Consider the following 24,415-nt stretch of genomic DNA (forward strand, 5'->3'; position numbering starts at 1 on the left):
TTCGCGCAGCGGCCCCGGCAAATGCCGGCGGCGGACCGTTGGCCCGCATGGCGAATGAATTCGCCCCTACAGGCACTCAACCTGATTCCGTAGAGAGAACCATGACCGACCCCATTCGCCTCACCCAGTACAGCCACGGCGCCGGCTGCGGCTGCAAGATCGCTCCCAACGTACTGGAGGTGATCCTCGCCGGCAGCGGCGCGCAGAACCTGGACCCGAAACTCTGGGTGGGCAACGCCTCGAAGGACGACGCGGCGGTCTACGCCCTGGACGATGAGCGCGGCGTGGTGTCCACCACTGATTTTTTCATGCCGATCGTCGACGACCCCTACGACTTCGGCCGCATCGCCGCCACCAACGCCATCAGCGACATCTACGCCATGGGCGGTGACCCGCTGATGGCCATCGCCATCCTCGGCTGGCCGGTGAACCTGCTGCCGCCGGAAGTGGCCCGCGAAGTGGTGCGCGGTGGCCGTTCGGTGTGCGACGAAGCGGGTATTCCCCTGGCGGGCGGGCATTCCATCGACGCCCCCGAGCCGATCTTCGGCCTGGCCGTCACCGGAGTGGTCGACAAGCGCCACATGAAGCGCAACGACACCGCCAGCGCCGGCTGCAAGCTCTACCTGACCAAGCCCCTGGGCATCGGCATCCTCACTACCGCCGAGAAGAAGGGCAAGCTGCGCGAGGCGGACGTGGGCCTGGCCCGCGACTGGATGTGCACACTGAACAAGCCCGGCAGCCGCTTCGGCAAGCTCGAAGGGGTGAAGGCCATGACCGACGTCACCGGTTTCGGCCTGCTCGGCCACCTGGTGGAGATGGCCGATGGCAGCGGCCTGACCGCCCGGATCGACTACGCGAAAGTGCCCAGCCTGCCCGGCGTGGAGTACTACCTGGAGCAGGGCTGCGTGCCCGGCGGCACCCTGCGCAACTTTGACAGCTACGGCCATCGCCTGGCGCCCCTGGCCGAGGTGCAGAAGCTGCTGCTCTGCGACCCGCAGACCAGCGGCGGCCTGCTGGTGGCGGTGGCCCCTGATGGCGAGGCGGAGTTCCTCGCGGTAGCCGAGGAGCTTGGTCTCACCCTGGCGCCCATCGGCCAGCTGCAAGAGCGACAGAGTCTCGCGGTCGAGGTGCATTGATGCGTCCGGACACCTCGAACTACCGCGAAATCTTCCTCGACGATTTGCCGATGATGGATGCCCGCGCCCCGGTGGAGTTCGCCAAGGGCGCCTTCCCCCACACGGTGAACCTGCCGCTGATGACCGATATCGAGCGGCAGAAGGTCGGTACCTGCTACAAGCAGCACGGCCAGGCGGCGGCCATCACCCTCGGCCATCAACTGGTCCAGGGCGCCACCAAGACCGAGCGCATCGAGGCCTGGGCGGCCTTCGCCCACGCCAATCCCCAGGGCTACCTCTATTGCTTCCGTGGCGGCTTGCGGTCGCAGTTGGTCCAGCAATGGCTGAAGACCGAGGCGGGTATCGAGTATCCGCGTGTGAAGGGCGGCTACAAGGCGATGCGGACCTTCCTCCTGGAAACCACCCAGCAGGCGGTGGAGCAGTGCGACTTCGTGCTGGTGGGCGGCCTGACCGGCACCGGCAAGACCGACGTGATCGCCCAACTGGCCAACAGCCTGGACCTGGAGGGCCACGCCAACCACCGTGGTTCCAGCTTCGGCAAGCGCGCCACGCCGCAGCCGGCGCAGATCGATTTCGAGAACGCGCTGGCCATCGACATCCTCAAGAAGCGCGCCGCCGGCCATGGGCAGTTCGTGCTGGAAGACGAAGGGCGCATCGTCGGCAGTTGCTCGCTGCCCCTGGAGCTCTACCAGGGTATGCAGGCGTATCCGCTGGTGTGGCTCGACGACAGCTTCGAGGATCGGGTGGAGCGCATCCTGCGCGATTACGTGGTGAACCTCTGCGCCGAGTTCATCGCCGCCCATGGCGAGGAGCATGGCTTTGCGCGCTTCGCCGCGCGCCTGCGGCAGAGTCTGGCCAATATCGTCAAACGCCTTGGCGGCGAGCGCCACCAGCGCATGGCGGCGTTGATGGACCAGGCCCTGGCCGAGCAGGAGGCCACCGGCAAGGTGGAGCTGCATCGTGGCTGGATCGAGGGCCTGCTTCGCGAGTACTACGACCCCATGTACGCCTTCCAGCGCGAGAGCAAGGCCGCGCGCATCGAGTTCGCGGGGGAGCAGGCGGCGGTGCTGGAATACCTGCGCCAGCGCAGGCCGGTTGGACGCTGAACCTCGAACCGGGTTGCTGACTGTAGGAGCGATTTCAATCGCGAAGGGCTGCAACGCAGCCCCCTGGAGATCCGCCGGCGAGCCTGCGGCCCGTTTCGCGACTGAATTCGCTCCTACGGGGTGCCGCCGGATAGACGCGGAGCGGGATCAGGCCGGATTCGAGTCCGCCGGGCGCAACGGCAGCACATTGCTTGCGCCCAGCCCATGGGGATGGCGCAGGAACTCTTCGATCACCGCCAGCGGCTGCGGGCGGCTCAGCAGGTAGCCCTGGATGAAGTCGCAGCCGTGGGCGCGAAGGAATTCGAGCTGCTCGCGGGTCTCCACCCCTTCGGCCACTACCTGCAGTTGCAGGGTGTGGGCCATGACGATGATGGCCTGGACGATTTCCATGCCGGCGCGGGTGCCGGGAATGTCCATCACGAAGGAGCGGTCGACCTTAAGCGTGTCCAGCGGCAGGCGCTTGAGATAGGCCAGGGATGAGTAGCCGGTGCCGAAGTCGTCGATGGAGATGCTCACACCCAGGCCGCGGATGCGTTCGAGCAGCAGCAGGGCCTGGTTGACGTTGCGCATCAGGGCGTTCTCGGTCACCTCCAGCTCCAACCGCTGCGCACGTATGCCTGACTCCCGCAGGGCGCTCTCCACCTCATCCGGCAGCTCGTCGCGACTGAGGTTCAGCGCCGAGCAGTTCACCGCCACCCGCAGGTCGTGGAAGCCCTGGGCGGCCAGGCTGGCCAGGTCGCGGCAGGCGCTGCGCAGCACCCAGGCATCCAGTTTGGCGATGAAGCCATTGGCTTCGGCTACGCCGATGAAGCGGTCCGGCGGCAACAGGCCGAGCTGCGGGTGCTGCCAGCGCACCAGGGCTTCCAGTTTGGTCACCTGGCCTGTGTGAAGGTCGAGGATGGGCTGGTAGGCGAGGAACAGGCCCTGGTCCCTGGCCAGGCAATTGTGCAGTTCTTCTTCCAGTTGCAGCTCGAAGGTGGCCTTGTGCTTGAGGTGGCGGCTGAAGAAATGCAGGTTGTTGCGCCCGCTGCCTTTGGCCTGGTAGAGCGCGAGGTCGGCGTGCTTGAGCAGTTCCTCGCAGGTCTCGCCGTCATCGGGGTAGAGGCTGATACCGATGCTGGTGGTCATGGTGACATTGCGCCCAGCCAGGGTGATGGGTTCCATCATCCGCTGCATGATGCGCTGGGACAGCGCCCTGGCTTCGCTCAGGTTGACCAGGCTGGCGAGCACGCAGAACTCGTCGCCGCCGAGGCGGGCGATCACGTCCTCGCGACGCAGTACGCCGCGTACCCGGTCGGCGACCACCTTGAGCAGCTCGTCGCCGGCGTCGTGGCCGAGGCTGTCGTTGATGCGCTTGAAGTGGTCCACGTCGAGGAACATGACCGCCATGGATTGCCGGTGCTCGGCGTGGCTTTTCAGCTTCTCGGCGAAAAATTCGTTGAAGGCGCGGCGGTTGGGCAGGTTGGTCAGGGCGTCGTAATGGGCGACGTTCTGCAGCTTGACCTTCACCTGCTCCAGCTCCCGCAGCAGGTTGCTGACATGCAGCAGGTCGCGCTCCTTGCCCTGGAGCTTCTTGTCGGTCCAGACCACGCAGAAGGCGAAGACCAGCACGATGCCGGCGATCACCGCCAGGCTAAGGCCCAGTTGCAAGGCGTTGTCGGCTCGCTCCAGGTGCAGTTCGGTACCTGCCGGAACCGCCAGTTGCAGGGCCAGGATGCCGGTGAAGTGCATGCTGCAGATGGCGCCGCCCATGGCCAGGCTGGCGGGGATCTTGAGCAGCTTGTGGCTGTCACTGCGTTCGCGGAAGAAGCTCGACAGCAGCATGGCCGCCAGGCTGGCGGCGATGGCGACGCCCAAAGAAATCGCGACCATGCCGGGGTGGTAGTACTGGGTCGCCACCGAGCGGATCGCGGCCATGCCGGAGTAGTGCATGGCCGCGATGCCGAAACCGACGGTCAGCGCGGCGGCGAAGTAGTGGCGCGGTTCCGCGCTGGGGCGGCCAAGGGTGTGCATGCCCACCAGCGAGACGGCCAGCACCAGCAACAGGGAGAGGGCGGTGGTGGGGATGTCGTAGTCGATGGCGATCGGCGCCTCGAAGGCCAGCATGGCGATGAAGTGCATCGCCCAGATGCCGCCGCCCAGGCAACAGGCGCCGAGCCAGGTCCAGCGTCGACGGATTTCCGGCTGCTGGGCATGGGCCACCCGTTCGGCCATGTCGAAGGCGCAGTAACCGGCTCCCGAAGCGACCAGGAAGGCCAGCAGCACCAGCCAGCTATTGTGCGTGCAGGCCAGCAGTACCTGGCCGTCAGCGGGGAGTTCGGTACCGAAACGCAGGCCCAACCAGTCCATAGTGGGATTCCCCATGCAGGCGATGCAACGTCGGGTAAGGGAGGGTGCTGGCACAATGACTTCAACTTCGAAAGCATGGCAGGCAAATCTGGGACGGCCGTGCCCGGGCGCTGAACGGTTGTCTTTGGGGGGTGATCGGTCGCGCCGGGTGCCGGTGCCCTTGTGGCGGCAGCATCGGGTTACATAAATGCCACGAATTTTCGCAGACAGCCGGCGGGCGAAGCCTCTAGATTGCGGAATCGAGCCCGGCCGGCGGTTGCCCGGGCGCCTGACAACAAAAACGAGACCGACACATGCAGCAATCCCCTCAAGCGGCCAATGCCTGGCGCGTGCTCTTCCTGCTGTTCCTGGCGAACCTGTTCAATTTCTTCGACCGGACCATCCCGGCCATCATCATCGAGCCGGTGCGCCATGAGTGGAGCCTGAGCGACTTCCAGCTGGGCCTGATCGGTACCGCCTTCACCCTGGTCTACGCCATCGCCGGTGTGCCCCTGGGGCGCATGGCCGACACCGGCGCGCGCAGGAAGATCATGGGCTGGGGCCTGGCGGTGTGGAGCGGGCTTACTGCGGTGAACGGCCTGGCCTGGAACTTCTGGAGCTTCCTGCTGATACGCATGGGGGTGGGCATCGGCGAGGCCAGTTACGCGCCGGCGGCCAACTCGTTGATCGGTGACCTGTTCCCCGCCCACAAGCGCGCCCGCGCCATGGGCATCTTCATGCTCGGCCTGCCGCTGGGCCTGGTCCTGGCCTTCTTCACCATCGGTGCCATGGTCAAGGCATTCGACAGCTGGCGCGCGCCTTTCTTCATCGCCGCCGTGCCGGGGCTGATCCTGGCGATCTTCATGTTCTTCATCAAGGAACCGCCCCGTGGCGCCGCCGAGAGCGTGCAGATGACCCTCGCACCGGTGGACAAGCCGCTGCGCCGGGTCCTGGCGATCCGCACCTTCTGGTGGCTGACCCTGGCCGGCCTGACCTTCAACTTCGCCACCTACGCCACCAACTCCTTCATGGTGCCGATGCTGCAGCGCTACTTCCTGCTGCCCCTGGAGCAGGCCGCGATCGCCACCGGCATCATCACCGGCCTGACCGGACTGGTGGGCCTGACCCTGGGTGGCTGGGCGGCGGACAAGGTGCACCAGAGGTCCGAGCGTGGCCGCCTGCTGCTGGCCGCCTTCAGCATGCTGATTGCGGCGGTCTGCACCGGCTACGCGCTGCTGGCCGGGCGCGTCGAGATCGCCGTGTTCGTGGGCGTGTTCAGTATCGGTTGGCTGTTCGCCTACAACTTCTATACCTGTGTCTACACCGCGATCCAGGACGTGGTGGAGCCGCGCTTGCGGGCCACCGCCATGGCGCTGTTCTTCGCCGGCCTCTACCTGCTCGGTGGCGGCCTCGGCCCGGTGGTGGTGGGGCTGCTGTCGGACCACTACTCCCAGGCGGCGATGCTGGCGGCCGGCGCCAGCGAGATGAACGAGTCCTACAAGGCGGTGGGCCTGCACAACGCCCTGTACCTGGTGCCGGTGGCGCTGACCCTGACCATGTTGTCGCTGTTCCAGGCTGCGCGCTGCTTCGTGCGCGATGCCGCGAACATGCGCGAGGGGATGGCGGCCGCGGCGGCCTGACATTGTTCCAGACGCAAGAAGGCCCGCATTTGCGGGCCTTCTTTTTGGTGATGGGTATCGCTTCGCTCAACCACATCCTACAAGGGCAAGCCCGGTAGTTCGTAGGATGGGTCGGGCGGCGTTCCGCGAGCCTGCGATACCCATCGATCGATGCCGATGGGATCGAATCAGCCGGCCACCAGCACGCGGATCGACTCCAGGCGCAGGGCGGCCTTGTCCAGCAGTTGCAGGCCCTGTTCGAGCTGGTGGCGTACGGCTTCCAGCTCGCTGTCGCGCACGCTCGGGTTGACCGCCTGGAGCGCGGTGAGGCGCGCCAGTTCTTCCACCAGCTCGGCCTGCAGGCGGTGCTTGGCGTCGGCCACGCGCTCCTCGTGGCGCGGGGCCACCTTGCTTTCGGCGGCGTTGATCTGCTTGGCGAGCACATCGCGCTGGGCCTGGACGAACTTGTTGGCGCTGCCGCGCGGCACGCTTTCCAGCTGGTCGTTGAGGGTGTCGAAGGCCACCTTGGCCGCCAGGTCGTTGCCGTTGCCGTCGATCAGGCAGCGCAGCGCCTTGGGCGGCAGGAAACGGCTCAGCTGCAGGCTGCGCGGGGCCACCGCCTCGCTGACGTAGATCAGTTCCAGCAGCACGGTACCGGGCTTGAGCGCCTTGTTCTTGATCAGGGCCACCGCGGTGTTGCCCATGGAGCCGGACAGCACCAGGTCCATGCCGCCCTGCACCATGGGGTGTTCCCAGGTGAGGAACTGCATGTCTTCGCGGGACAGCGCCTGGTTGCGGTCGTAGGTGACGGTCACGCCCTCGTCGTCGCCCAGGGGGAAGCCGGCGTCGAGCATCTTCTCGCCGGGCTTGAGCACCAGGGCGTTCTCGGAGTGGTCTTCGCTGTCGACGCCGAAGGCTTCGAACAGGGACTCCATATAGATGGGCAGGGTGAACTGGTCGTCCAGTTCGAGAATGTCTTCCACCAGGCGTTCGCCTTCGCCGGCGCCACCGGAGTTGAGCTCCAGCAGGCGGTCGCGGCCGTTGTGCATTTCGCCTTCAAGGCGCTTGCGTTCGGCTTCGGCCTCGTTCACCAGGTCCTGCCAGTCCTGGTCGTCGCCGCCTTCGAGCATCGGCAGCAGGCGCGGGCCGAACTGGTGCTGGATGGCGTTGCCGGTGGGGCAGGTGGCGAGGAAGGCGTTGAGGGCCTGCTGGTACCACTGGAACAGGCGCTCCTGGGGGCTGGTTTCCAGGTAGGGCACGTGCAGCTGGATGGTGTGCTTCTGGCCGATCCGGTCGAGGCGGCCGATGCGCTGTTCCAGCAGGTCCGGGTGGGCCGGCAGGTCGAACAGCACCAGGTGGTGGGCGAACTGGAAGTTGCGGCCTTCGGAGCCGATTTCCGAGCAGATCAGCACCTGGGCGCCGAACTCTTCGTCGGCGAAGTAGGCGGCGGCGCGGTCGCGCTCGAGGATGCTCATGCCTTCGTGGAACACGGTGGCGGGGATGCCGGAGCGCACGCGCAGGGCGTCTTCCAGGTCCAGGGCGGTTTCCGCGTGGGCGCAGATCACCAGCACCTTGAACTTCTTCAGCATCTTCAGGGTGTCGATCAGCCACTCGACGCGCGGATCGAAGCGCCACCAGCGCTCGGAGTCGTCGGTGCCGTCCTGCTGGGCCTGGAAGCTGACTTCCGGGTAGAGGTCCGGGTGCTCGCCAATCGGCAGCTCCATGTACTCCACCGGGTTGGGCAGCGGGTAGGGGTGCAGATGGCGCTCGGGGAAGCCTTGCACGGCGGCGCGGGTGTTACGGAACAGCACGCGGCCGGTGCCGTGGCGGTCGAGCAGCTCGCGCACCAGGCGCGGCGCGGCCTCGCTGTCGCCAGCGGCCAGGGCTTGCAGCAGGCCTTCGCCTTCCTCGCCGAGGAAGCCCTTGATGGTGGTCTCGGCCTTGGCGCTCAGGCGGCCCTGGTCGAGCAGTTCCTGGACGGCTTCGGCCACCGGGCGGTAGTTGGCGCTTTCGGCACGGAAGGCTTCCAGGTCGTGGAAGCGGCTCGGGTCCAGCAGGCGCAGGCGCGCGAAGTGGCTTTCCTGGCCCAACTGCTCCGGCGTGGCGGTGAGCAGCAGCACGCCGGGGATGATCTCGGCCAGTTGCTCCACCAGGCGGTATTCGGGGCTGGCCTGTTCCGGGTGCCAGACCAGGTGGTGGGCTTCGTCCACCACCAGCAGGTCCCAGCCGGCGGCGAAGGCGGCATCCTGGGCGCGTTCGCTGCTTTTCAGCCATTCCAGGGAAACCAGGGCCAGCTGGGTATCCTCGAAGGGGTTGCTGGCGTCGCTCTCGGCGAAGCGCTCGGCATCGAACAGGGCCACCTGCAGGTTGAAGCGGCGGCGCATTTCCACCAGCCACTGGTGCTGGAGGTTCTCCGGTACCAGGATCAGCACGCGGCTGGCACGGCCGGAAATCAGCTGGCGGTGGATCACCAGGCCAGCCTCGATGGTCTTGCCCAGGCCCACTTCGTCGGCCAGCAGGACGCGCGGCGCAACGCGGTCGGCCACTTCACGGGCGATGTGCAGCTGGTGGGCGATGGGCTGGGCGCGGGCACCGGCAAGGCCCCAGAGGGACGATTGCAGCAGGCGCGAGCGGTGCTCCAGGGTGTGGTAGCGCAGGGCGAACCACTTGTGCGGGTCGATCTGGCCGGCGAACAGGCGGTCGTTGGCCAGGCGGAACTGGATGAAGTTGTTCAGCTGGGTTTCCGGCAGCATGCGCGGCTCGTTCTGCGCCGTGATGCCGTGGTAGACCAGCAGGCCGTCGATATCCTCGACTTCCTGGACGTTGAGCTTCCAGCCGTCGAAATGGGTGATTTCGTCGCCGGGGGCGAAACGCACGCGGGTCAGGGGGGCGTTGCGCAGCGCGTACTGACGGGTTTCGCCAGTGGCCGGGTAGAGCACGGTGAGCAGGCGGCCATCCGATGTCAGGATGGTTCCGAGCCCAAGCTCCGCTTCGCTGTCACTGATCCAGCGTTGCCCCGGTTGATACTGCTGCGCCATGCGTGTCTCCCTGAGATGAAAAAAGCCGCGTATGTTAACGGAACCGAAGGCGCAGGGCGACGCCGGATACGGGCCGACTATCCGCAAAAGTGTAGCGAGCGCGGGTAAAGAAGCGCCGAAGGCGGCCGACAGACTGACCAAAGGAGGGCTTCCATCATGTTGCCACCCATTCCCCAAGGCCTGATTCCTGTCACCGCCCAGCACGACGCGGTCAAGCCGCGCCCGGATATCCCGCCGGTCACCCCCCTGCAGGAGAGCGCGCAGGAAAGCGCCGTCGGCCTGGACAAGCGCCATCCACAGGAGGCCGAGGAGCTGCTGCGAGAGGAGCAGCGTCGGCGCCAGCGCCGGGGCTACACCCCCGAGGAGCTGGCTGCCGGAGAGGTGGCCGAGGAGGACCAGGCGGTCCTGGAGGCGCTGCCGCGCAAGGGGTTGTGGGTGGATGTGGAGGTCTGAGGGGGCGCAGAATGACCCATCCGATTGCCTGAAGCCGACGCCGGTGGACCTGTTCGACGATATCCCCCTCAAGCTGCCCGACGCCCGGTTGCGTTACGAGCCGCACTTTCTCACGCCCGCCGAGGCCCGCGACTGGTTGGCACGGCTGCTGGCCGAAACGCCCTGGGAGCAACCCCAGGTGCATCTCCATGGCCGTTATTACCCGGTACCCCGGCTGGTGGCCTGGTACGGCGACCCCGAGGCCAGTTATCGCTATTCCGGCCTGGTCCACCAACCCCTGCCCTGGACGCCGCTGCTGGCGGAAATCCGCGCGCGGGTCGAAGCGGCGGTGGGGCAGCGCCTGAACGGCGTGCTGCTCAACTATTACCGCGACGGCCAGGACTCCATGGGCTGGCACAGTGACGACGAACCGGAACTGGGCCGCAACCCGCTGGTGGCGTCGCTCAACCTGGGCGGCACGCGCCGCTTCGATCTGCGCCGCAAGGGCGCGAGCCGCATCGAGCATTCCTTGGAACTTGGGCATGGCGCGCTACTGGTCATGAGCGGGCCGACGCAGCATTATTGGCAGCATCAGGTGGCGAAGACCCGTACCCCTTGCGCCCCTCGCCTCAATCTCACCTTTCGCTGGATCCGCTGATGAGCAACGACGAAAACCTGATCGACTTCGGTGCCGAGCGCGACAAGCGCATCCATGACCTCAACGACAAGCGCCTGAACGACATGCGCAAGGCCTTCGAGCAGGCCATGCCGTTGTCCAAGGGCAAGAAGGGCGCCAAGAAGCCGAAGAAGCGCTGAGCGGGCTCCCGCTGGTGCTCGATCCGGGGCTTTGGCGAAGCGCCTGCCCGTAGGTTGTGGCTGAGCTACGCGAAGCCCAACGCTTCGAGACCCCGGCTGGGTGTGTTGGGTTTCGCTGCGCTCTACCCAACCTACGAGTTAACCGTTTCGCATCCGGGCCGCCCGGAAGCTCGCTGCCGTTTCTTTGTAGGATGGGTAGAGCTTGCGAAACCCATCGTTCGGGTGTGTCGGGTTTCGCTCGCGGAACGCCGACCGACCCATCCTGTGAACTGTTCGCGAGCAGAGCTCGCTCCTACAGGCGACGCATTTCGGCGTTGGCATGGATACCGCCACGAAATGAGCGTCCCCAGCGCCTCCCTCGCTTCACACCCTCCAGAAAATTGACCTGCGTCAGTATTCCGAGCGCCTGTTCGCCGGTGCCTCGCGGCTATTGATCCAGATCAATTTTTCCTTCCTGCCTTGGGGGTAACTTGAACCCATCGAAGCAACAACGCCACACAAGCAGGAGGCAGATCATGTTCGTCGATACAGTGGTTCTCGCCGGTATAGGCACCGTCGGTCTCATGGTCGCCTTCTTCGTAGGCGTCGGTTACTTCATCTGGAAAGACTCGCACAAACGCGCTCCGCGTTGAGTCACTCCGGGTTTACAGGCACGCAAGGCACCTCGGGCGACTTCGGTCGCCCATTTTTTTGTCCGCGCTTTTCTTCCTGAACGGCCCGCGCCAGACTGGCGCCATGCCGATCCAGACAGTTTCCCGCCTCGATGAACTCGACCCGCAGCACTGGGATGCCCTGCTGCCGGACGAACAACCCTTCCTGCGCCATGCATTCCTGTGTGCCCTCGAGCAGAGCGGCAGCGTGGGCGGCCGCAGTGGCTGGCACCCTGCCCACCACCTGTTGCGCGGCCCTGCTGGTGAACTGAGGGCCGCACTGCCGGCCTACCTCAAGAGTCATTCCTACGGCGAATACGTGTTCGACTGGGCCTGGGCCGATGCCTGCCAGCGCGCCGGCATTCCCTACTACCCCAAGCTGCTGGTGGCGGTGCCCTTCACTCCGGTGGGCGGCGCGCGCCTGCTGGCGGTGGATGACGCGGCGGCCGGCGAGCTGCTCGATGGGGTAGTGGCCGATGTGGTTAGCGACGACTTGTCGGGGCTGCATATCAACTTCACCGATGCCTTCGCCGACCATCATCTGCGGGGCCGCGCAGGCTGGCTGGAGCGCCTGGGTTGCCAGTTCCACTGGCGCAACCACGGCTACCGGGACTTCCAGGACTTCCTCGACGCCCTGAGCTCGCGCAAGCGCAAGCAGATCCGCAAGGAGCGCGAACAGGTGGCGGGGCAGGGGATCGAGTTCCAGTGGCGCCAGGGCCATGAGCTGGATGAGGCGGAGTGGGATTTCGTCTATGCCTGCTACGCCAACACCTATAGGGTGCGTGGCCAGGCGCCCTATCTGACGCGCAATTTTTTCAGCCTGCTGGCGCAGCGGATGCCGGAGGCCATTCGCGTGGTGCTGGCGATGCAGGGTAGCCGGCCGGTGGCCATGGCCTTTTCGCTACAGGGGGGCGACACCCTCTATGGGCGCTACTGGGGATGTCTGGCCGAGTTCGACCGGCTGCATTTCGAAACCTGCTTCTACCAGGGTATCGACCAGGCCATCGCCGCCGGTCTCCAGCGTTTCGATGCAGGGGCTCAGGGTGAGCACAAGTTGATTCGGGGTTTCGAGCCGGTGATCACCCGCTCCTGGCACTGGCTGGCCCATCCGGGCCTGCGGGCCGCGGTGGACGATTTCCTCGTGCAGGAGCGGGGTGGGGTGCTGGCCTACGCCGCGGAGGCGCGCGACCTGCTCCCGTTTCGGCGCGATTGATCAGGCGGTCTGTTCAGGTTGGCCGGGCTGGTCGGGGGTGACGGTGGTGCCGCCCCACTCGAGGAAGCGGATCTTGTGCACTTCGCCTTCGCTGTCCTCAAAGACGAGGGTGACCGGCACGACGCCGACCTTGTGAGATGTGTCGGTGCGGTGCAGCACCTTCTGGACATCGATCTCCATCCCGTAGTGGTAGTCCACCGGCGCGACGCCGGCTCCTTGATTCTGCAGGCCGTCCTGGGCGAATACGCTGGGTGCGAGGCTGGAGAGCAGGGCGCTTACAACCGAGGCCATTTTCATAAGGCTTGTATTCCTCTGTTGGGTTTCGCTGACAAGGGACTTCATCTGACCCGGTGAGAACGGTTAGTTCAGCGACCCTGTTCGGCGAATGCGCCCTGAGCGTTTTTTGAGCAATCGCCAGCCCCCGTGCTTGAGGCGCCGCGACCGTTTGTCGCAGCCTGTGAAATTTCCTGGTGAATGGTCTAGCGGGTACGTGGGTGCCATGTTGCAGGCGCCGGGAGCCCGAGGCGCGGGCTCCCGGCCGCGGACGCTCAGCTGTTGCTGGTGTGGCGGCTCCATTCGAGGAAGCGAACCTTGTGCAGTTCGCCCTGGCTGTCCTCGTAGACCATGGTGACCGGCACCACGCCGGCTTTCTGGGAAATGTCGGTACGGCTGAGAACGCGCTGCACGTCCAGTTCCATGCCGTAGTGGTAGTCGACTAGCGGGATGCCGGCGCCTATGTCCCGGTGGTACTCCTGGGCGAACACGCTGGGGGCGAGGCTGGCGAGAACGGCGCTGATGGCGGAAGCGATCTTCATGGGGCTGATCCTCTCGGGTCCGTGGTGGGTTTCGGTGAAACCGGAAACGGGCTCAATAAGACCAGCCGGGCTCGGCGGGTTGAAATCGAAGCGCGTGCTAGTGCAGATCAGCGACGTCAATGGTGCGTCGCGCGGCGTTCCGTTCACTCCACGCCGACGAAGCCGCCGGTCTGGTGTTGCCAGAGGCGCGCATAGAGGCCGCCGTTTTCCAGCAGTTGTCCATGGGTGCCGCTTTCCACCACATGGCCCTTGTCCAGCACCACCAGGCGGTCCATGCGGGCGATGGTGGAGAGGCGGTGGGCGATGGCGATCACGGTCTTGCCGCGCATCAGGGTTTCCAGGCTTTCCTGGATGGCCGCTTCCACTTCCGAGTCCAGCGCCGAGGTGGCTTCGTCGAGGATCAGGATCGGCGCGTCCTTGAGCAGCACGCGGGCGATGGCGATGCGTTGGCGCTGGCCGCCGGACAGCTTCACCCCGCGTTCGCCCACATGGGCGTCGAAGCCGCGCCGCCCGGTGGCGTCGGATAGCTGCGGGACGAACTCGTCGGCGCGGGCCTTGTGCACCGCCTCCAGCAGCTCGGCATCGCTGGCGCCGGGGCGGCCGTAGAGCAGGTTGTCGCGGATCGAACGGTGCAGCAGCGAGGTGTCCTGGGTGACCATGCCGATCTGTGCGCGCAGGCTTTCCTGGGTCACCTGGGCGATGTCCTGGCCGTCGATGAGGATGCGCCCGGCTTCCAGGTCGTAGAGCCGTAGCAGCAGGTTCACCAGGGTCGACTTGCCCGCGCCTGAGGGGCCCACCAGGCCGATCTTCTCGCCAGGCTTGACCACCAGGTCGAGGCCCTCGATCACGCCGCTGCCCTTGCCGTAGTGGAAGCTGACCCCTTCGAAGCGCACCTCGCCCCGCTCGACGCGCAGGGGCAAGGCGCCTTGCCGGTCGGTGACCTGGCGCGGCACGGCGATGGTCTGCATGCCGTCCTGGACCTGGCCGATATTGTCGAAGATGCCGTTGACCACCCACATGATCCAGCCGGACATGTTGTTGATGCGAATCACGAGGCCAGTGGCCAGGGCGATGGCGCCGACGCTGATGAGTCCCTGGTTCCACAGCCACAGGGCGAGGCCGCAGGTGCTGACGATCAGCAGGCCGTTCATGGCGGTGATGGCGGTGTCCATGGCGGTCACCACGCGCGAGGCCATCTGGGTGTGGTAGGTCTGCTCGTCGATGGCCTCGCGGGCGTAGTCCTCCTCCTCGCGGGTGTGGGCGAAGAGCTTGAGGGTGGTGATGTTGGTGTAGCCGTCGACGATGCGTCCCATCAGCCGCGAGCGGGCGTCGGAAGACTCCACCGAGCGTTGCTTCACCCGTGGCACGAAGTAGTAGAGCGCGTAGAGGTAACCGGCTATCCACAGGGCCAGGGGCAGCATCAGGCGCCAGTCGGCCTCGGCGAACAGCACCAGGGCGCTGACCGAATAGATCAGCACGTGCCAGAGGGCGTCCACCGCCTGCACCGCCGAATCCCGCAGGGAGTTGCCGGTCTGCATGATGCGCTGGGCGATGCGCCCGGCGAAGTCGTTCTGGAAGAAGCCGAGGCTCTGCTTGAGCACGTAGCGGTGGTTCTGCCAGCGCACCAGGTTGGTCAGGCTGGGGTTGATGCTCTGGTGCACCAGCAGGTCGTGCAGGCCGTTGAACAGGGGGCGCAACACCAGCGCCACCAGGGCCATCCACGCCAACTCTTCGCCGTGCAGGGCGAAGAACTGGCCGCTGGGCGTGCTCTGCGCCAGGTCGACGATACGGCCGAGAAAGCTGAACAGCGCCACTTCGATCAGCGCGACTATCAGGCCCACCAGCAGCAGCGCGCTGAAGATCGGCCAGACCTGGCGCAGGTAGTGGATGTAGAAATGCAGCACGCTGCGCGGGGGCATTTCATCTGGCGCCTGGCGGAATACGTCGATCAGGCGCTCGAAGCGTTGGAAAAGCATGGCGAGTCCATCCGAAAGCAAAACGCTCGGCCCGGGCGTCCTGCCCGGGCCGAGAGGGTCAGAGCCGCTTGGCGGAGAGGATCACCACCGGCTGCTGCGGGACGTTCTGGAACATGCCGCGGTTGCCGGTGGGCACGTTGGCGATCTTGTCGACCACGTCCATGCCACGCAGCACCTTGCCGAACACCGCATAGCCGAAGTCGCGGCTGCCGTGGTCGAGGAAGGCGTTGTCGTTGTGGTTGATGAAGAACTGGCTGGTGGCGGAGTTCACCGCCTGGGTGCGGGCCATGGCCAGGGTGCCGCGCAGGTTCTTCAGGCCGTTGTCCGCTTCGTTCTTGATCGGCTCGCGGGTTTCCTTCTGCTCCATGTCGGTGCTGAAGCCGCCGCCCTGGATCATGAAGCCGGGGATCACGCGATGGAACACGGTGCCGTCGTAGAAGCCGGCGTCCACGTAGTCGAGGAAGTTCTTCACGCTCACCGGTGCCTTGTCGGCATACAGCTCCACTTCGATCTCCCCGGCGCTGGTGGTCAGCAGCACGCGGGGATTGTCGGCGGCCATCAGGTTGAGGGAGACGAGCAGGGCGCAGGCGCCCAGGACGAGTTTCTTCAGCATGGGGTTTGGTCCTTGTTGCGCTCTACTTCGTCGATGAAGTCGAGCAGGGTGGCGTTGAAGTGTTCGGGTTGATCCAGGGGCGTGGCGTGACGGGAGTTCTTGATGACCACCAGGCGCGCGTCCGGTAGCTCCTTAACATAGGCCTCTTTCTGCGCGACCGGGGTGTAGTCGTGGTCGGCGGTGATGACCAGTGTCGGGCACTGGATGCGCTGCAGGCGATCGCGAACGCCCCAGCCGATGATGGCGTCCAGGGCGGAAAGGTAGGCGCGTTTGTCGTTCTGCGGCCAGCGTTCCTCGATCTTGCGGCGCAGGTCGGCCTGTTCCGGCAGGGGGAACAGCAGGCGGCCAAGGGCCTTGGCGATGGTCTCCAGGCTGAGCACCCGCGACAGGGTCCAGCGCTTGGCGATCTCCAGGTAGTCCTTCGGCGAGTGGGGCTTCACCTCGGGACCGCTGTTGACGATGGTCAGGCTGCGCAGCAGCTCGGGGTGGTCGACGCCCAGCTGGAAGCCGATCATGCCGCCCATGCTGATGCCCACCAGGTGCACATCGATCAGGCTCAGGTGTTCGATCAGCGCCGCCACGTCCTCGGCGTAGGTGGCGATGTCGTAGCGTTCCCGGGGCTTGTCGGAGCGGCCGTGGCCGCGTACGTCGATGACGATGACCCGGTAGTGGGCGGCGAGGACGGGGACCTGGTATTCCCAATCCCGGGTACTGGAACCCAGGCCGTGGACCAGCACCACCGGCATGCCGTGTCCGTAGTCCTCATAGTGCAACTGACAGCCGTCGTTCTCGAAATAGGACATGGTCGACCTCCTGTCAGGCACTGGAAACCGGAGCCGCGAAGGGGGCGTCCAGCGGAGCCGCGTCGAAGTTCTTGATCAGTTCGACCAGGATCTGCGACGCCGGGCCGAGGGCCTTGTCCTTGTTGGCGTAGAGGTAGAAGGAGGGGTGGCGGCTGCCACCCTGCTCCAGGGGCAAGGGCTTGAGCTGGCCTTCCTTGAGTTCCCGCTCGATGATGTGCCGGGGCAGCCAGGCGAAGCCCAGGCCGCTGCTGACGAAGTTGGCGGCGGTGGACAGGCTGCCCACCGTCCAGCGTTGTTCCGCGCCGAGCCAGCCGACGTTGCGCGGCTGGGTGCGGCCGGTGTCGCGGATCACCACTTGCAGCTGGCTTTCCAGGTCCTGGAAGTTGATCTGCCGCTGCAGGCGGTGCAGCGGGTGGTCGGGGTGGGCGACCGCGATGAATTCCACGGAGCAGAGACCGGCGCCCAGGTAGCCCTGGATATCCAGGCCTGTGATGGCCAGGTCCGCCGAACCTTCCAGCAGCACTTCCTCCACGCCGGAGAGCACTTCCTCGCGCAGGCGCACGCGGCAGCCACGGCTCTGCGGCATGAAGGCGGAGAGGGCACGCACCAGGCGGGCGTTGGGGTAGGCCGCGTCGACCACCAGGCGCACTTCGGCTTCCCAGCCCTGCTCCATGTGGTGCGCGAGGTCTTCCAGCTGGCTGGCCTGCTTGACCAGCTGCCGCGAGCGACGCAGCAGCACTTCGCCGGCTTCGGTGAGCACGGCCTTGCGTCCTTCGATGCGCAACAGCGGAACGCCGAGCTGTTCTTGCATGCGCGCCACCGTGTAGCTGACCGAGGACTGCGAGCGGTGGGTCGCTTCGGCGGCCTGGGCGAAGCCGCCGTGGTCCACGACCGCCTGTAGGGTGCGCCACTGATCCAGGGTTACGCGCGGGGCTTTCATGCTGTTGCTCCTATAGCTGCTTATACCTGCAAATTGCGCGCGCCCATGGCCCTGATGCCGTTCGCGGCGCTCTGCTAAGCTGGCGCCTCTGCATTGGAGAACGCCCCATGAACAAGCTGTTCCTCGTCCCGCTCATGTTGTTGCCGTCGCTGGCCTTCGCCTTCCCGATCGATGTGACGAAGAAGCTCAACGGCGCGGAGATCGTCTACAACACCACCACTATCAGCAGCAACATGGCGGCCATCAATATCCAGAACGTCGGCGGTACCGCGGCGCAATGCCGCGTGGTGTTCGTCAACGGCCCGGAGAATCCCCGCGTGCGCAACACCGTGGTGCAGAGCGGTAGCAGCTCCTACGTGACCGCCAATTTCAACCGCGCGGTGATCCGGCTGAGGATCACGCTGACCTGCAATCCCACGTAGCCGGTGCAGTGGTTCTGGCACAAGGTCCTAGCCTAGTGCCACCAATGCCATGAATCAACTTTATTGATATTTTTAGGCGGATATTTACGCTTTTTTATCGATATGTGGCGACCTAACCTGCGCTCCATCGACGCAATCAACCCCCGATGGAGTTAGCCCAATGTCCCGCGTACTTGTCATCGAAAGCAGCGCCCGCCAGCAAGGTTCCGTTTCCCGCCAGCTCACCCAGGACTTCATCGCCAAGTGGCAAACCGAGCACCCGGCCGATGAAATCACCGTCCGCGACCTCGCCGTCGACCAGGTACCGCACCTGGACGCCGACCTGCTGGGTGGCTGGATGAAACCGGCCGACCAGCATAGCGAAAGCGAGCAGGCCGCCCTGCAACGCTCCAACCTGCTGACCGAAGAGTTGCTGGCTGCCGACGTACTGGTGATGGCGGCTCCCATGTACAACTTCGCCATTCCCAGCACCCTGAAATCCTGGCTCGACCATGTGCTGCGCGCCGGCGTTACCTTCAAGTACACCGAGACCGGTCCCAAGGGCCTGCTCACCGGCAAGCGCGCCTTCGTCCTGACCGCCCGGGGCGGCATCTACTCCGGCAGCGCGCTGGACCACCAGGAACCCTATCTGCGCCAGGCCATGGGCTTCATCGGCATCCACGATGTGACCTTCATCCACGCCGAAGGCTTGAATCTCGGCAACGAGTTCCAGGAGAAAGGCCTGGCCTCCGCCCGCGCCCAACTGGCCCAGGTGGCCTGATCCGGCTATTGCTCTCCGGCTCCTTCAGGTGCGCCTTGGCTCCTTGAGCGCACCGATACTGCCCGGCCCTTGTGGTCGGGCTTTTTTATGTTCGTGCAGTTATGCGTTGGGCTCTTTGCCGTGTGAGCTGAGGGTTTCTGTTTCGCCCTCCCGGGCGACTCCCTTTTACAGTCGCCTAAAAGGAAGCAAAACGCTTGCCCCGACATTCGGGTCCGGCTTCGCCGGACTCCCCTCGCTACATCGTCGCTCCGGGGGCCGCCGCGAAGTGCCATCCATGGCCCTGCGCGGCTCTCGCGGCATCCATGCCGCTCGTCCCCCTGCGCAACGATTCCGCTCGGCCTCCTGAAGGGGCGGTTCGCGCGGCTTCAGCTTCTGTGCTTCGTTTCGGGCCGGAATGGGCCGTAGGATGGGTTGAGCGAAGCGATACCCATGCTGGCGCGGCTGATGGGTATCTCAAGCTCAGCGGAGCGCCTCCCGACCCATCCTACGTTGCTGGCCTGCTTCGAACGTGCCGATTTCGCGGGCGCGACGCACATGGCGTTTTCGGCAATGCCGGGGGCGGGTCTGCCCGGATGGTCAGGAACGGCCCTTGTTAAGCTTTCGCTCGCGGCAAGGAAGGCGTATGTTCGCCGGCTGCTTTGCGAGGCCCCAGATGATTTCGCTCCCTGTTCCCTTCCATGTGCCGAGGCGGTCATGAAGCTGTCCGGTCGTGGCGTTGCGCTGTCGCTGACAGCCTCCTTCCTGTTTGCCCTGATGCCCGGTTACGTGCGCGAGCTGGCGCCGCTGGATGGCGTGCAGATCTTCGCCCAGCGGGTGCTCTGGTCCATTCCGGCGGTGCTGCTGCTACTGGTGGTCAGCCGCCAGTGGCCCACCTTCATCTCGGTGCTCGGGCGGCTGCGTCGCGAGCCGCTATTGCTGGCCGCGCTGCCGATGGCGGCGGTGCTGATCGGCGTGCAATGGGGCTTGTTCCTCTGGGCGCCGCTGCAGGGGCGGATGCTGGAGGTGTCCCTCGGCTACTTCCTGCTGCCCCTGGCGATGGTGCTGGCCGGACGGGTGTTCTACGCCGAACGCCTGCGGCCGTTGCAGGCGCTTGCGGTGCTCTGCGCGCTGCTCGGGGTGCTGCACGAGCTGTGGCTGACCCGTGCCTTCTCCTGGCTGACCCTGGTCACCGCCCTCGGCTACCCGCCGTATTTCATGCTGCGTCGCTGGATGCGGCTGGATGCCTTGTCCGGCTTCATCCTGGAAATGGCGGTGCTGGCGCCGCTGGCGATCTGGCTGATCCTGAACTTCTCGCCGCCGGGTGCGTTCAGTACCACGCCGCAGCTCTGGTGGCTGATCCCCGGCCTCGGGTTGCTGGGTACCCTGGCGTTCGCCGCCATGATGGCGTCGAGTCGCCTGTTGCCCCTGGGGCTGTTCGGAATCCTCAGCTACGTGGAGCCGGTGCTGCTGTTCGCGGTGGCCGTGGCCTTCCTCGGCGAACCCTTCAACCCGGACCAGCTCTGGACCTACCTGCCCATCTGGCTGGCGGTGCTGCTGATCGGTTGGGACAGTGCCAATCTGTTACGGAAGCAGGCGCGGCAAGGCTTCTAGGCACTGTACGAAAAGTGTCTGCGCTCGGTGATGCTGCGTTGAAATCGGCCTCAGAATGCTCATTTACAACACGTAAACTGCGCTTCTTCGGCCGATTTCGCCTTGCCTGACCTTCGCTCGACGACTTTTCGTACAAGGCCTAGCACATGGTCCCGCAGCAGCGGGGCCAGGTTCTCCGGATGGGGCTGGCCCGGCTCCAGCCAGGCCAGTTCCTCCAGTTCGGCCGCCGCCTGGACCGCGTGGGGCAGGCGGGCGACGAATATCTCGGCATCCACCCAGGTGTCCGCCTCGTTGGCGGCCGGCGCGCGGAAGCGGCCCAGTGGTTCAAGGGCCGAGGCATCCAGGTGCAGCTGGAGTTCTTCCAGGAGTTCGCGTTGCAGGGCCTGGAGTGCGCTTTCGCCGGCTTCGCGCTTGCCGCCGGGCAGCATCAGTGCCCGGGTACCGCGCTTGCGAACCAGTAGCAGGCGGTCCTGTGGGTCCAGCAGGCAGGCGGCGGCGATGTTCAGGGTGGTCATGGCGTCTCGGTTTCAGGAAGAAGTTGGTAGTGCAGCTGCACCACGCCAGTGGGGAAGCTGCGCTGCTCGCGTAGCTGCAGGCGGCGTTCGAGGTTGGTGGCGATCATCGGGATGCCGGCACCGAGGATGCGCGGGATGATGCTGACCACCAGCTCGTCGAGCAGCCCGGCAGAGTAGCAGGTCCCGGCCAGCGAGCCACCACCCACCAGCCAGATGCGCCGGCAACCCAGGGCGGCCAGCTGCTCGATGGCCTGGGCGGGGGTGTCATGGCTGATGTGGACATCCGCGGTGGCGGGCGTCGGCTCGCCACGGGTGAGCACGGTGCAGGGCTTGGCGGGGTAGGGCCAGTCGCCACCGAAGGCGAGCACGGTTTCGTAGGTCACCCGCCCCATCAGCAGCCCGTCGATGCTGTCGTAGAACGCCTGGAAGCCGTGGTCGTCGCCGGCCTGGTCCAGGGCTTGCAGCCAGTCGACGCGGCCATCGGGGCGGGCGATGTAGCCATCGAGGCTGGTGGCGACGTAGTAGATCAGGGCGGCTTGCATGATCAGGGCTCCTGAGGTGGGTGGATTGAGCCTATACCCGGGCGGGTTTTCCGTCGCTGTGTCGCACGGAAATCGGGCGTTTACCCGCGACTCCGGTTAACCTATGCAGCTGTTTACGCTTTCGATTAGAGGTAGCACCGTGTTTTCCCAATTCGCCCTGCACGAACGTCTGCTCAAGGCCGTTGCCGAACTCAAATTCGTCGAGCCGACCCCGGTGCAGGTGGCGGCCATCCCGCCGGCCCTGGAAGGGCGCGACCTGCGGGTAACCGCCCAGACCGGCAGCGGCAAGACCGCCGCCTTCGTCCTGCCTCTGCTCAACCGCCTGATCGGCGAAGCCAAGCCGCGCGAGCGCATCCGCTCGCTGATCCTGCTGCCCACCCGCGAGCTGGCCCAGCAGACGTTGAAGGAAGTGGAGCGGTTCTCCCAGTTCACTTTCATCAAGTCCGGCATCGTCACCGGTGGTGAGGACTTCAAGGAGCAGGCCGCGCTGCTGCGCAAGCTGCCCGACGTGCTGGTGTCCACCCCCGGCCGCCTGATCGAACATCTCAACTCCGGCACCGTGGACCTGCGCGAAGTCGAAGTGCTGGTGCTGGACGAGGCCGACCGCATGCTCGACATGGGCTTCGCCGAGGACATGCAGCGCATCACCGAGCTCTGCGCCAATCGCCAGCAGACCCTGCTGTTCTCCGCCACCACCGGCGGCAACGCCCTGCGTGAAGTGGCCAACAATGTGCTGCGCGACCCGCTGCATCTGCGCCTGAACAGCATCGACCAGCTCAGCGAGGGCACCCGCCATCAGATCATCACGGCCGACCATGCCGAGCACAAGGAACAGCTGGCGCGCTGGCTGCTGGCCAACGAGACCTACCAGAAGGCGATCATCTTCACCAACACCCGTGTCCAGGCCGACCGTCTCTACGGCCACCTGGTGGCCGGCGGCTACAAGGCCTTCGTCCTGCACGGCGACAAGGACCAGAAGGACCGCAAGCTGGCCATCGACCGTGTGAAGCAGGGCGGTACCAAGGTGCTGGTCGCCACGGACGTCGCCGCCCGTGGCCTGGACATCGAAGGGCTGGACCTGGTGATCAACTTCGACATGCCGCGTTCCGGTGACGAGTACGTGCACCGTGTCGGCCGTACCGGCCGTGCCGGTGGCGAGGGCCTGGCGATTTCGCTGATCTGCCATAACGACTGGAACCTGATGTCCAGCATCGAGCGTTACCTCAAGCAGAGCTTCGAGCGCCGGACCATCAAGGAGCTCAAGGGCACCTACAGCGGTCCGAAGAAGGTCAAGGCGTCCGGCAAGGCCGCCGGCGTCAAGAAGAAAAAGACCGACAAGAAGGGCGACAAGAAGACCACCGCCAAGGCCGCCGCACCCAAGCGCCGGCCGAACAAGCCGCGCGAGGAGACCCGCGTGGTGAGCAGCGATGGCCTGGCGCCGCTCAAACGTCGCAAGACCGAAGAGTGATCCGGGCCTGCGGCGGGTCGCATCGATACCTGCGGTAAAGATTGCGGCCTGGCGCCCCGGCCAGCCTGATGCACAATCCTTGCGGTCGAACGCACGCGGAGGTGCTCACGGAAATGTCCAGGAAGATATGGCTGGGCCTGCTGGCCCTGATCGGTGGCTTGGCCCAGGCTGCGCCTGAGCAGCACCCCAGTGAACTCGGCAAGGTGACCACCGAAGTGGTGGCTTCGGGATTGGAGAATCCCTGGGCGCTGGCGTTCCTGCCGGACGGCCGGATGCTGGTCACCGAACGCCCCGGACGGCTGCGACTGGTGGCTGCCGATGGCAGCCTGGCGCCGCCGCTGGGTGGCGTGCCGGAGGTCTACGCACGCAGCCAGGGCGGTCTGCTCGATGTGGCGTTGTCACCGACCTTCGCCCAGGACCGGCTGGTCTACCTCTCCTACGCCGAAGGCGGCGGTGAGGGCGGTACCGCCGGAACCACGGTCGGGCGTGGTCGATTGAGCGACGACGCCAGCCGGCTGGAGGGCTTCCAGGTGATCTTCCGCCAGGAACCCAAGCTCTCCAGCGGTATCCACTTCGGCTCGCGCCTGGTGTTCGATGGCAAGGGCTACCTGTTCATCGCCCTGGGCGAGAACAACCAGCGCAGCACCGCGCAGGATCTCGACAAGCTGCAGGGCAAGGTCGTGCGTATTCACCCCGACGGCCGCATTCCCGATGACAACCCCTTTGTCGGCAAGGCCGGCGCGCGTCCGGAAATCTGGTCCTACGGCCATCGCAACCAGCAGGGCGCGGCGCTCAACCCGCGCACCGGCGTGCTCTGGACCCACGAGCACGGCCCCCGTGGCGGCGATGAGCTGAACATTCCCCAGGCCGGCAAGAACTACGGCTGGCCGTTGGCAACCCATGGCATCAACTACTCGCTGCTGCCGATTCCCGAGGCCAGGGGCAAGACCCTGCCCGGCACCGAGGAGCCGATCCATGTCTGGGAACGCTCGCCGGCCATCAGCGGCATGGCCTTCTATAGTGCTGAGCGCTTTCCGGCCTGGCGCGACAACCTGTTCATCGGCGCCCTGGCCCAGCAGCAACTGATCCGCCTGCAACTGGAGGGTGACCGCGTGGTGCACGAAGAACGCCTGCTGGAAGATCTCGACGCGCGCATCCGCGATGTGCGCCAGGGGCCGGACGGCTACCTCTACCTGCTCACCGACGAAGCCAAGGGCCAGTTGCTGCGGGTGGGGCTGGAGGCGAAATGAGCATTGGCCCCCTGCAGGCGCTGGCGCTTGCCTACCTCGGCATGAGCCTGCTGTGTTTTGGCGCCTACTGGCGCGACAAGCGCCTGGCGGTGGCGGGCTCGCGGCGCATCCCCGAGGCGCGCCTGCACCTGCTGGAACTGCTGGGTGGTTGGCCGGGCGGCCTGCTGGCCCAACGGCTGATCCGTCACAAGAATCGCAAGGTCGCCTACCAGGTGAAGTTCTGGCTGATCGTGGCGGTGCACCTGGGTTTGCTGGGGTATTGGCTGGTGGGGTAGGGCGGGCCGGCGGCCCAGCAGTCACGTAGGTTGGGCTGAGCTCCGCGAAGCCCAACGATCCAACGGCACGTTACACGTGCAATGTCGGGCTTCGCTTCGCTCAGCGCC

The 24,415-nt window shown here is 65.8% G+C and carries 24 protein-coding genes; 14 read left to right on the forward strand and 10 right to left on the reverse strand.

From position 1 onward, the window contains the following. The first annotated feature begins 101 nt into the window (after nt 1–101). Both selD and mnmH read left to right on the forward strand, forming a co-directional pair. A complete protein-coding gene (gene selD / locus PCA10_RS08480; protein WP_016491646.1) occupies nt 102–1,136 on the forward strand; it encodes a selenide, water dikinase SelD in 1,035 nt (344 codons plus the stop codon). Then, nucleotides 1,136–2,242, forward strand: coding sequence for a tRNA 2-selenouridine(34) synthase MnmH (gene mnmH / locus PCA10_RS08485; protein WP_016491647.1), 1,107 nt, complete (start codon nt 1,136–1,138; stop codon nt 2,240–2,242). The genes selD and mnmH overlap by 1 nt, the downstream gene beginning before the upstream one ends. Before the next feature lie 147 nt (nt 2,243–2,389). Here mnmH and PCA10_RS08490 read toward each other — a convergent pair whose 3' ends face one another. Further along, nucleotides 2,390–4,591, reverse strand: coding sequence for a putative bifunctional diguanylate cyclase/phosphodiesterase (locus PCA10_RS08490; RefSeq protein ID WP_016491648.1), 2,202 nt, complete (start codon nt 4,589–4,591; stop codon nt 2,390–2,392). A gap of 293 nt (nt 4,592–4,884) precedes the next feature. Here PCA10_RS08490 and PCA10_RS08495 point away from each other — a divergent pair, with 293 nt between their 5' ends. After that, on the forward strand, nt 4,885–6,210 hold the full coding sequence (locus PCA10_RS08495) for a spinster family MFS transporter (RefSeq protein ID WP_016491649.1): 1,326 nt from the start codon (nt 4,885–4,887) through the stop codon (nt 6,208–6,210). 167 nt (nt 6,211–6,377) lie between these two features. On the opposite strand, the gene rapA is transcribed toward PCA10_RS08495, so the two are convergent. Beyond that, the gene (gene rapA / locus PCA10_RS08500) at nt 6,378–9,227 is read right to left on the reverse strand and encodes an RNA polymerase-associated protein RapA (protein WP_016491650.1); all 2,850 of its coding nucleotides are present in this window, start codon (nt 9,225–9,227) and stop codon (nt 6,378–6,380) included. A gap of 156 nt (nt 9,228–9,383) precedes the next feature. Here rapA and PCA10_RS08505 point away from each other — a divergent pair, with 156 nt between their 5' ends. From PCA10_RS08505 to PCA10_RS08520, 5 genes are all read left to right on the forward strand, one after another. Beyond that, nucleotides 9,384–9,680: a hypothetical protein gene (locus PCA10_RS08505; protein ID WP_016491651.1), complete on the forward strand. Its 297-nt coding sequence runs from the start codon at nt 9,384–9,386 to the stop codon at nt 9,678–9,680. A 43-nt stretch (nt 9,681–9,723) separates the two neighbouring features. Continuing rightward, complete coding sequence (locus tag PCA10_RS08510) at nt 9,724–10,317, forward strand: alpha-ketoglutarate-dependent dioxygenase AlkB family protein (protein WP_041770171.1); 594 nt, start codon at nt 9,724–9,726, stop codon at nt 10,315–10,317. After that, the gene (locus tag PCA10_RS30720; protein WP_016491653.1) at nt 10,317–10,475 is read left to right on the forward strand and encodes a hypothetical protein; all 159 of its coding nucleotides are present in this window, start codon (nt 10,317–10,319) and stop codon (nt 10,473–10,475) included. The genes PCA10_RS08510 and PCA10_RS30720 overlap by 1 nt, the downstream gene beginning before the upstream one ends. Before the next feature lie 515 nt (nt 10,476–10,990). Beyond that, a complete protein-coding gene (gene ccoM, locus PCA10_RS31235) occupies nt 10,991–11,107 on the forward strand; it encodes a cytochrome c oxidase subunit CcoM (protein WP_041770172.1) in 117 nt (38 codons plus the stop codon). Nucleotides 11,108–11,210: 103 nt separating this feature from the next. Further along, a complete protein-coding gene (locus PCA10_RS08520) occupies nt 11,211–12,338 on the forward strand; it encodes a GNAT family N-acetyltransferase (RefSeq protein ID WP_041770580.1) in 1,128 nt (375 codons plus the stop codon). Here the strand turns inward: PCA10_RS08520 and PCA10_RS08525 are convergent, their stop codons facing one another. The 6 genes from PCA10_RS08525 to PCA10_RS08550 form a co-directional block, all read right to left on the reverse strand. After that, entirely contained in the window at nt 12,339–12,635 is a 297-nt protein-coding gene (locus tag PCA10_RS08525) for a DUF2790 domain-containing protein (protein WP_016491655.1), read from the reverse strand. A 251-nt stretch (nt 12,636–12,886) separates the two neighbouring features. Further along, on the reverse strand, nt 12,887–13,153 hold the full coding sequence (locus PCA10_RS08530) for a DUF2790 domain-containing protein (RefSeq protein WP_016491656.1): 267 nt from the start codon (nt 13,151–13,153) through the stop codon (nt 12,887–12,889). A 143-nt stretch (nt 13,154–13,296) separates the two neighbouring features. After that, nucleotides 13,297–15,129, reverse strand: a complete 1,833-nt coding sequence (locus PCA10_RS08535; RefSeq protein ID WP_016491657.1) for an ABC transporter ATP-binding protein — start codon at nt 15,127–15,129, stop codon at nt 13,297–13,299. A gap of 58 nt (nt 15,130–15,187) precedes the next feature. Then, nucleotides 15,188–15,742 (reverse strand): peptidylprolyl isomerase A, encoded by a 555-nt coding sequence (locus tag PCA10_RS08540; protein WP_016491658.1) that lies wholly within the window; start codon nt 15,740–15,742, stop codon nt 15,188–15,190. After that, nucleotides 15,736–16,545, reverse strand: a complete 810-nt coding sequence (locus tag PCA10_RS08545; protein WP_016491659.1) for an alpha/beta fold hydrolase — start codon at nt 16,543–16,545, stop codon at nt 15,736–15,738. The genes PCA10_RS08540 and PCA10_RS08545 overlap by 7 nt, the downstream gene beginning before the upstream one ends. 13 nt (nt 16,546–16,558) lie before the next feature. Beyond that, the gene (locus tag PCA10_RS08550; RefSeq protein WP_016491660.1) at nt 16,559–17,485 is read right to left on the reverse strand and encodes a LysR family transcriptional regulator; all 927 of its coding nucleotides are present in this window, start codon (nt 17,483–17,485) and stop codon (nt 16,559–16,561) included. Nucleotides 17,486–17,592: 107 nt separating this feature from the next. On the opposite strand from PCA10_RS08550, the gene PCA10_RS08555 reads away from it, so the two are divergent. From PCA10_RS08555 to rarD, 3 genes are all read left to right on the forward strand, one after another. Beyond that, on the forward strand, nt 17,593–17,907 hold the full coding sequence (locus tag PCA10_RS08555) for a hypothetical protein (protein ID WP_016491661.1): 315 nt from the start codon (nt 17,593–17,595) through the stop codon (nt 17,905–17,907). 160 nt (nt 17,908–18,067) lie between these two features. Further along, nucleotides 18,068–18,667: an FMN-dependent NADH-azoreductase gene (locus tag PCA10_RS08560; protein ID WP_016491662.1), complete on the forward strand. Its 600-nt coding sequence runs from the start codon at nt 18,068–18,070 to the stop codon at nt 18,665–18,667. A gap of 693 nt (nt 18,668–19,360) precedes the next feature. Continuing rightward, nucleotides 19,361–20,257, forward strand: a complete 897-nt coding sequence (rarD, locus tag PCA10_RS08565) for an EamA family transporter RarD (protein ID WP_016491663.1) — start codon at nt 19,361–19,363, stop codon at nt 20,255–20,257. Nucleotides 20,258–20,316: 59 nt separating this feature from the next. Here the strand turns inward: rarD and PCA10_RS08570 are convergent, their stop codons facing one another. Both PCA10_RS08570 and PCA10_RS08575 read right to left on the reverse strand, forming a co-directional pair. After that, a complete protein-coding gene (locus PCA10_RS08570; RefSeq protein WP_016491664.1) occupies nt 20,317–20,772 on the reverse strand; it encodes an NUDIX hydrolase in 456 nt (151 codons plus the stop codon). After that, nucleotides 20,769–21,314: a dihydrofolate reductase family protein gene (locus tag PCA10_RS08575; RefSeq protein WP_016491665.1), complete on the reverse strand. Its 546-nt coding sequence runs from the start codon at nt 21,312–21,314 to the stop codon at nt 20,769–20,771. Before PCA10_RS08575 ends, PCA10_RS08570 begins: the two co-directional genes overlap by 4 nt. A 139-nt stretch (nt 21,315–21,453) precedes the next feature. Between PCA10_RS08575 and PCA10_RS08580 the strand changes: the two genes are divergently transcribed. From PCA10_RS08580 to PCA10_RS08590, 3 genes are all read left to right on the forward strand, one after another. Next, nucleotides 21,454–22,782: a DEAD/DEAH box helicase gene (locus PCA10_RS08580; RefSeq protein ID WP_016491666.1), complete on the forward strand. Its 1,329-nt coding sequence runs from the start codon at nt 21,454–21,456 to the stop codon at nt 22,780–22,782. 113 nt (nt 22,783–22,895) lie between these two features. After that, entirely contained in the window at nt 22,896–24,032 is a 1,137-nt protein-coding gene (locus PCA10_RS08585; RefSeq protein ID WP_016491667.1) for a PQQ-dependent sugar dehydrogenase, read from the forward strand. After that, the gene (locus PCA10_RS08590) at nt 24,029–24,307 is read left to right on the forward strand and encodes a DUF1294 domain-containing protein (RefSeq protein ID WP_016491668.1); all 279 of its coding nucleotides are present in this window, start codon (nt 24,029–24,031) and stop codon (nt 24,305–24,307) included. The genes PCA10_RS08585 and PCA10_RS08590 overlap by 4 nt, the downstream gene beginning before the upstream one ends. Nucleotides 24,308–24,415: the final 108 nt, after the last annotated feature.

It is taken from the genome of Pseudomonas resinovorans NBRC 106553 (genome assembly GCF_000412695.1).
GTDB classification, from domain to species: domain Bacteria; phylum Pseudomonadota; class Gammaproteobacteria; order Pseudomonadales; family Pseudomonadaceae; genus Metapseudomonas; species Metapseudomonas resinovorans_A.

Excerpts from the sequence above, each read along its gene's own strand:
- PCA10_RS08570 (WP_016491664.1), bottom strand. The coding sequence starts at position 20,772 with ATGACCACCCTGAACATCGCCGCCGCCTGCCTGCTGGACCCACAGGAC.
- PCA10_RS08525 (WP_016491655.1), bottom strand. The coding sequence starts at position 12,635 with ATGAAAATGGCCTCGGTTGTAAGCGCCCTGCTCTCCAGCCTCGCACCC.
- ccoM (WP_041770172.1), top strand. The coding sequence starts at position 10,991 with ATGTTCGTCGATACAGTGGTTCTCGCCGGTATAGGCACCGTCGGTCTC.
- PCA10_RS08505 (WP_016491651.1), top strand. The coding sequence starts at position 9,384 with ATGTTGCCACCCATTCCCCAAGGCCTGATTCCTGTCACCGCCCAGCAC.
- PCA10_RS08545 (WP_016491659.1), bottom strand. The coding sequence starts at position 16,545 with ATGTCCTATTTCGAGAACGACGGCTGTCAGTTGCACTATGAGGACTAC.
- PCA10_RS08560 (WP_016491662.1), top strand. The coding sequence starts at position 18,068 with ATGTCCCGCGTACTTGTCATCGAAAGCAGCGCCCGCCAGCAAGGTTCC.
- PCA10_RS08535 (WP_016491657.1), bottom strand. The coding sequence starts at position 15,129 with ATGCTTTTCCAACGCTTCGAGCGCCTGATCGACGTATTCCGCCAGGCG.
- PCA10_RS08575 (WP_016491665.1), bottom strand. The coding sequence starts at position 21,314 with ATGCAAGCCGCCCTGATCTACTACGTCGCCACCAGCCTCGATGGCTAC.
- PCA10_RS08520 (WP_041770580.1), top strand. The coding sequence starts at position 11,211 with ATGCCGATCCAGACAGTTTCCCGCCTCGATGAACTCGACCCGCAGCAC.
- selD (WP_016491646.1), top strand. The coding sequence starts at position 102 with ATGACCGACCCCATTCGCCTCACCCAGTACAGCCACGGCGCCGGCTGC.
- PCA10_RS08585 (WP_016491667.1), top strand. The coding sequence starts at position 22,896 with ATGTCCAGGAAGATATGGCTGGGCCTGCTGGCCCTGATCGGTGGCTTG.
- PCA10_RS08540 (WP_016491658.1), bottom strand. The coding sequence starts at position 15,742 with ATGCTGAAGAAACTCGTCCTGGGCGCCTGCGCCCTGCTCGTCTCCCTC.
- mnmH (WP_016491647.1), top strand. The coding sequence starts at position 1,136 with ATGCGTCCGGACACCTCGAACTACCGCGAAATCTTCCTCGACGATTTG.
- rapA (WP_016491650.1), bottom strand. The coding sequence starts at position 9,227 with ATGGCGCAGCAGTATCAACCGGGGCAACGCTGGATCAGTGACAGCGAA.
- PCA10_RS08490 (WP_016491648.1), bottom strand. The coding sequence starts at position 4,591 with ATGGACTGGTTGGGCCTGCGTTTCGGTACCGAACTCCCCGCTGACGGC.
- PCA10_RS30720 (WP_016491653.1), top strand. The coding sequence starts at position 10,317 with ATGAGCAACGACGAAAACCTGATCGACTTCGGTGCCGAGCGCGACAAG.
- PCA10_RS08555 (WP_016491661.1), top strand. The coding sequence starts at position 17,593 with ATGAACAAGCTGTTCCTCGTCCCGCTCATGTTGTTGCCGTCGCTGGCC.
- PCA10_RS08590 (WP_016491668.1), top strand. The coding sequence starts at position 24,029 with ATGAGCATTGGCCCCCTGCAGGCGCTGGCGCTTGCCTACCTCGGCATG.
- PCA10_RS08495 (WP_016491649.1), top strand. The coding sequence starts at position 4,885 with ATGCAGCAATCCCCTCAAGCGGCCAATGCCTGGCGCGTGCTCTTCCTG.
- PCA10_RS08530 (WP_016491656.1), bottom strand. The coding sequence starts at position 13,153 with ATGAAGATCGCTTCCGCCATCAGCGCCGTTCTCGCCAGCCTCGCCCCC.
- rarD (WP_016491663.1), top strand. The coding sequence starts at position 19,361 with ATGAAGCTGTCCGGTCGTGGCGTTGCGCTGTCGCTGACAGCCTCCTTC.
- PCA10_RS08550 (WP_016491660.1), bottom strand. The coding sequence starts at position 17,485 with ATGAAAGCCCCGCGCGTAACCCTGGATCAGTGGCGCACCCTACAGGCG.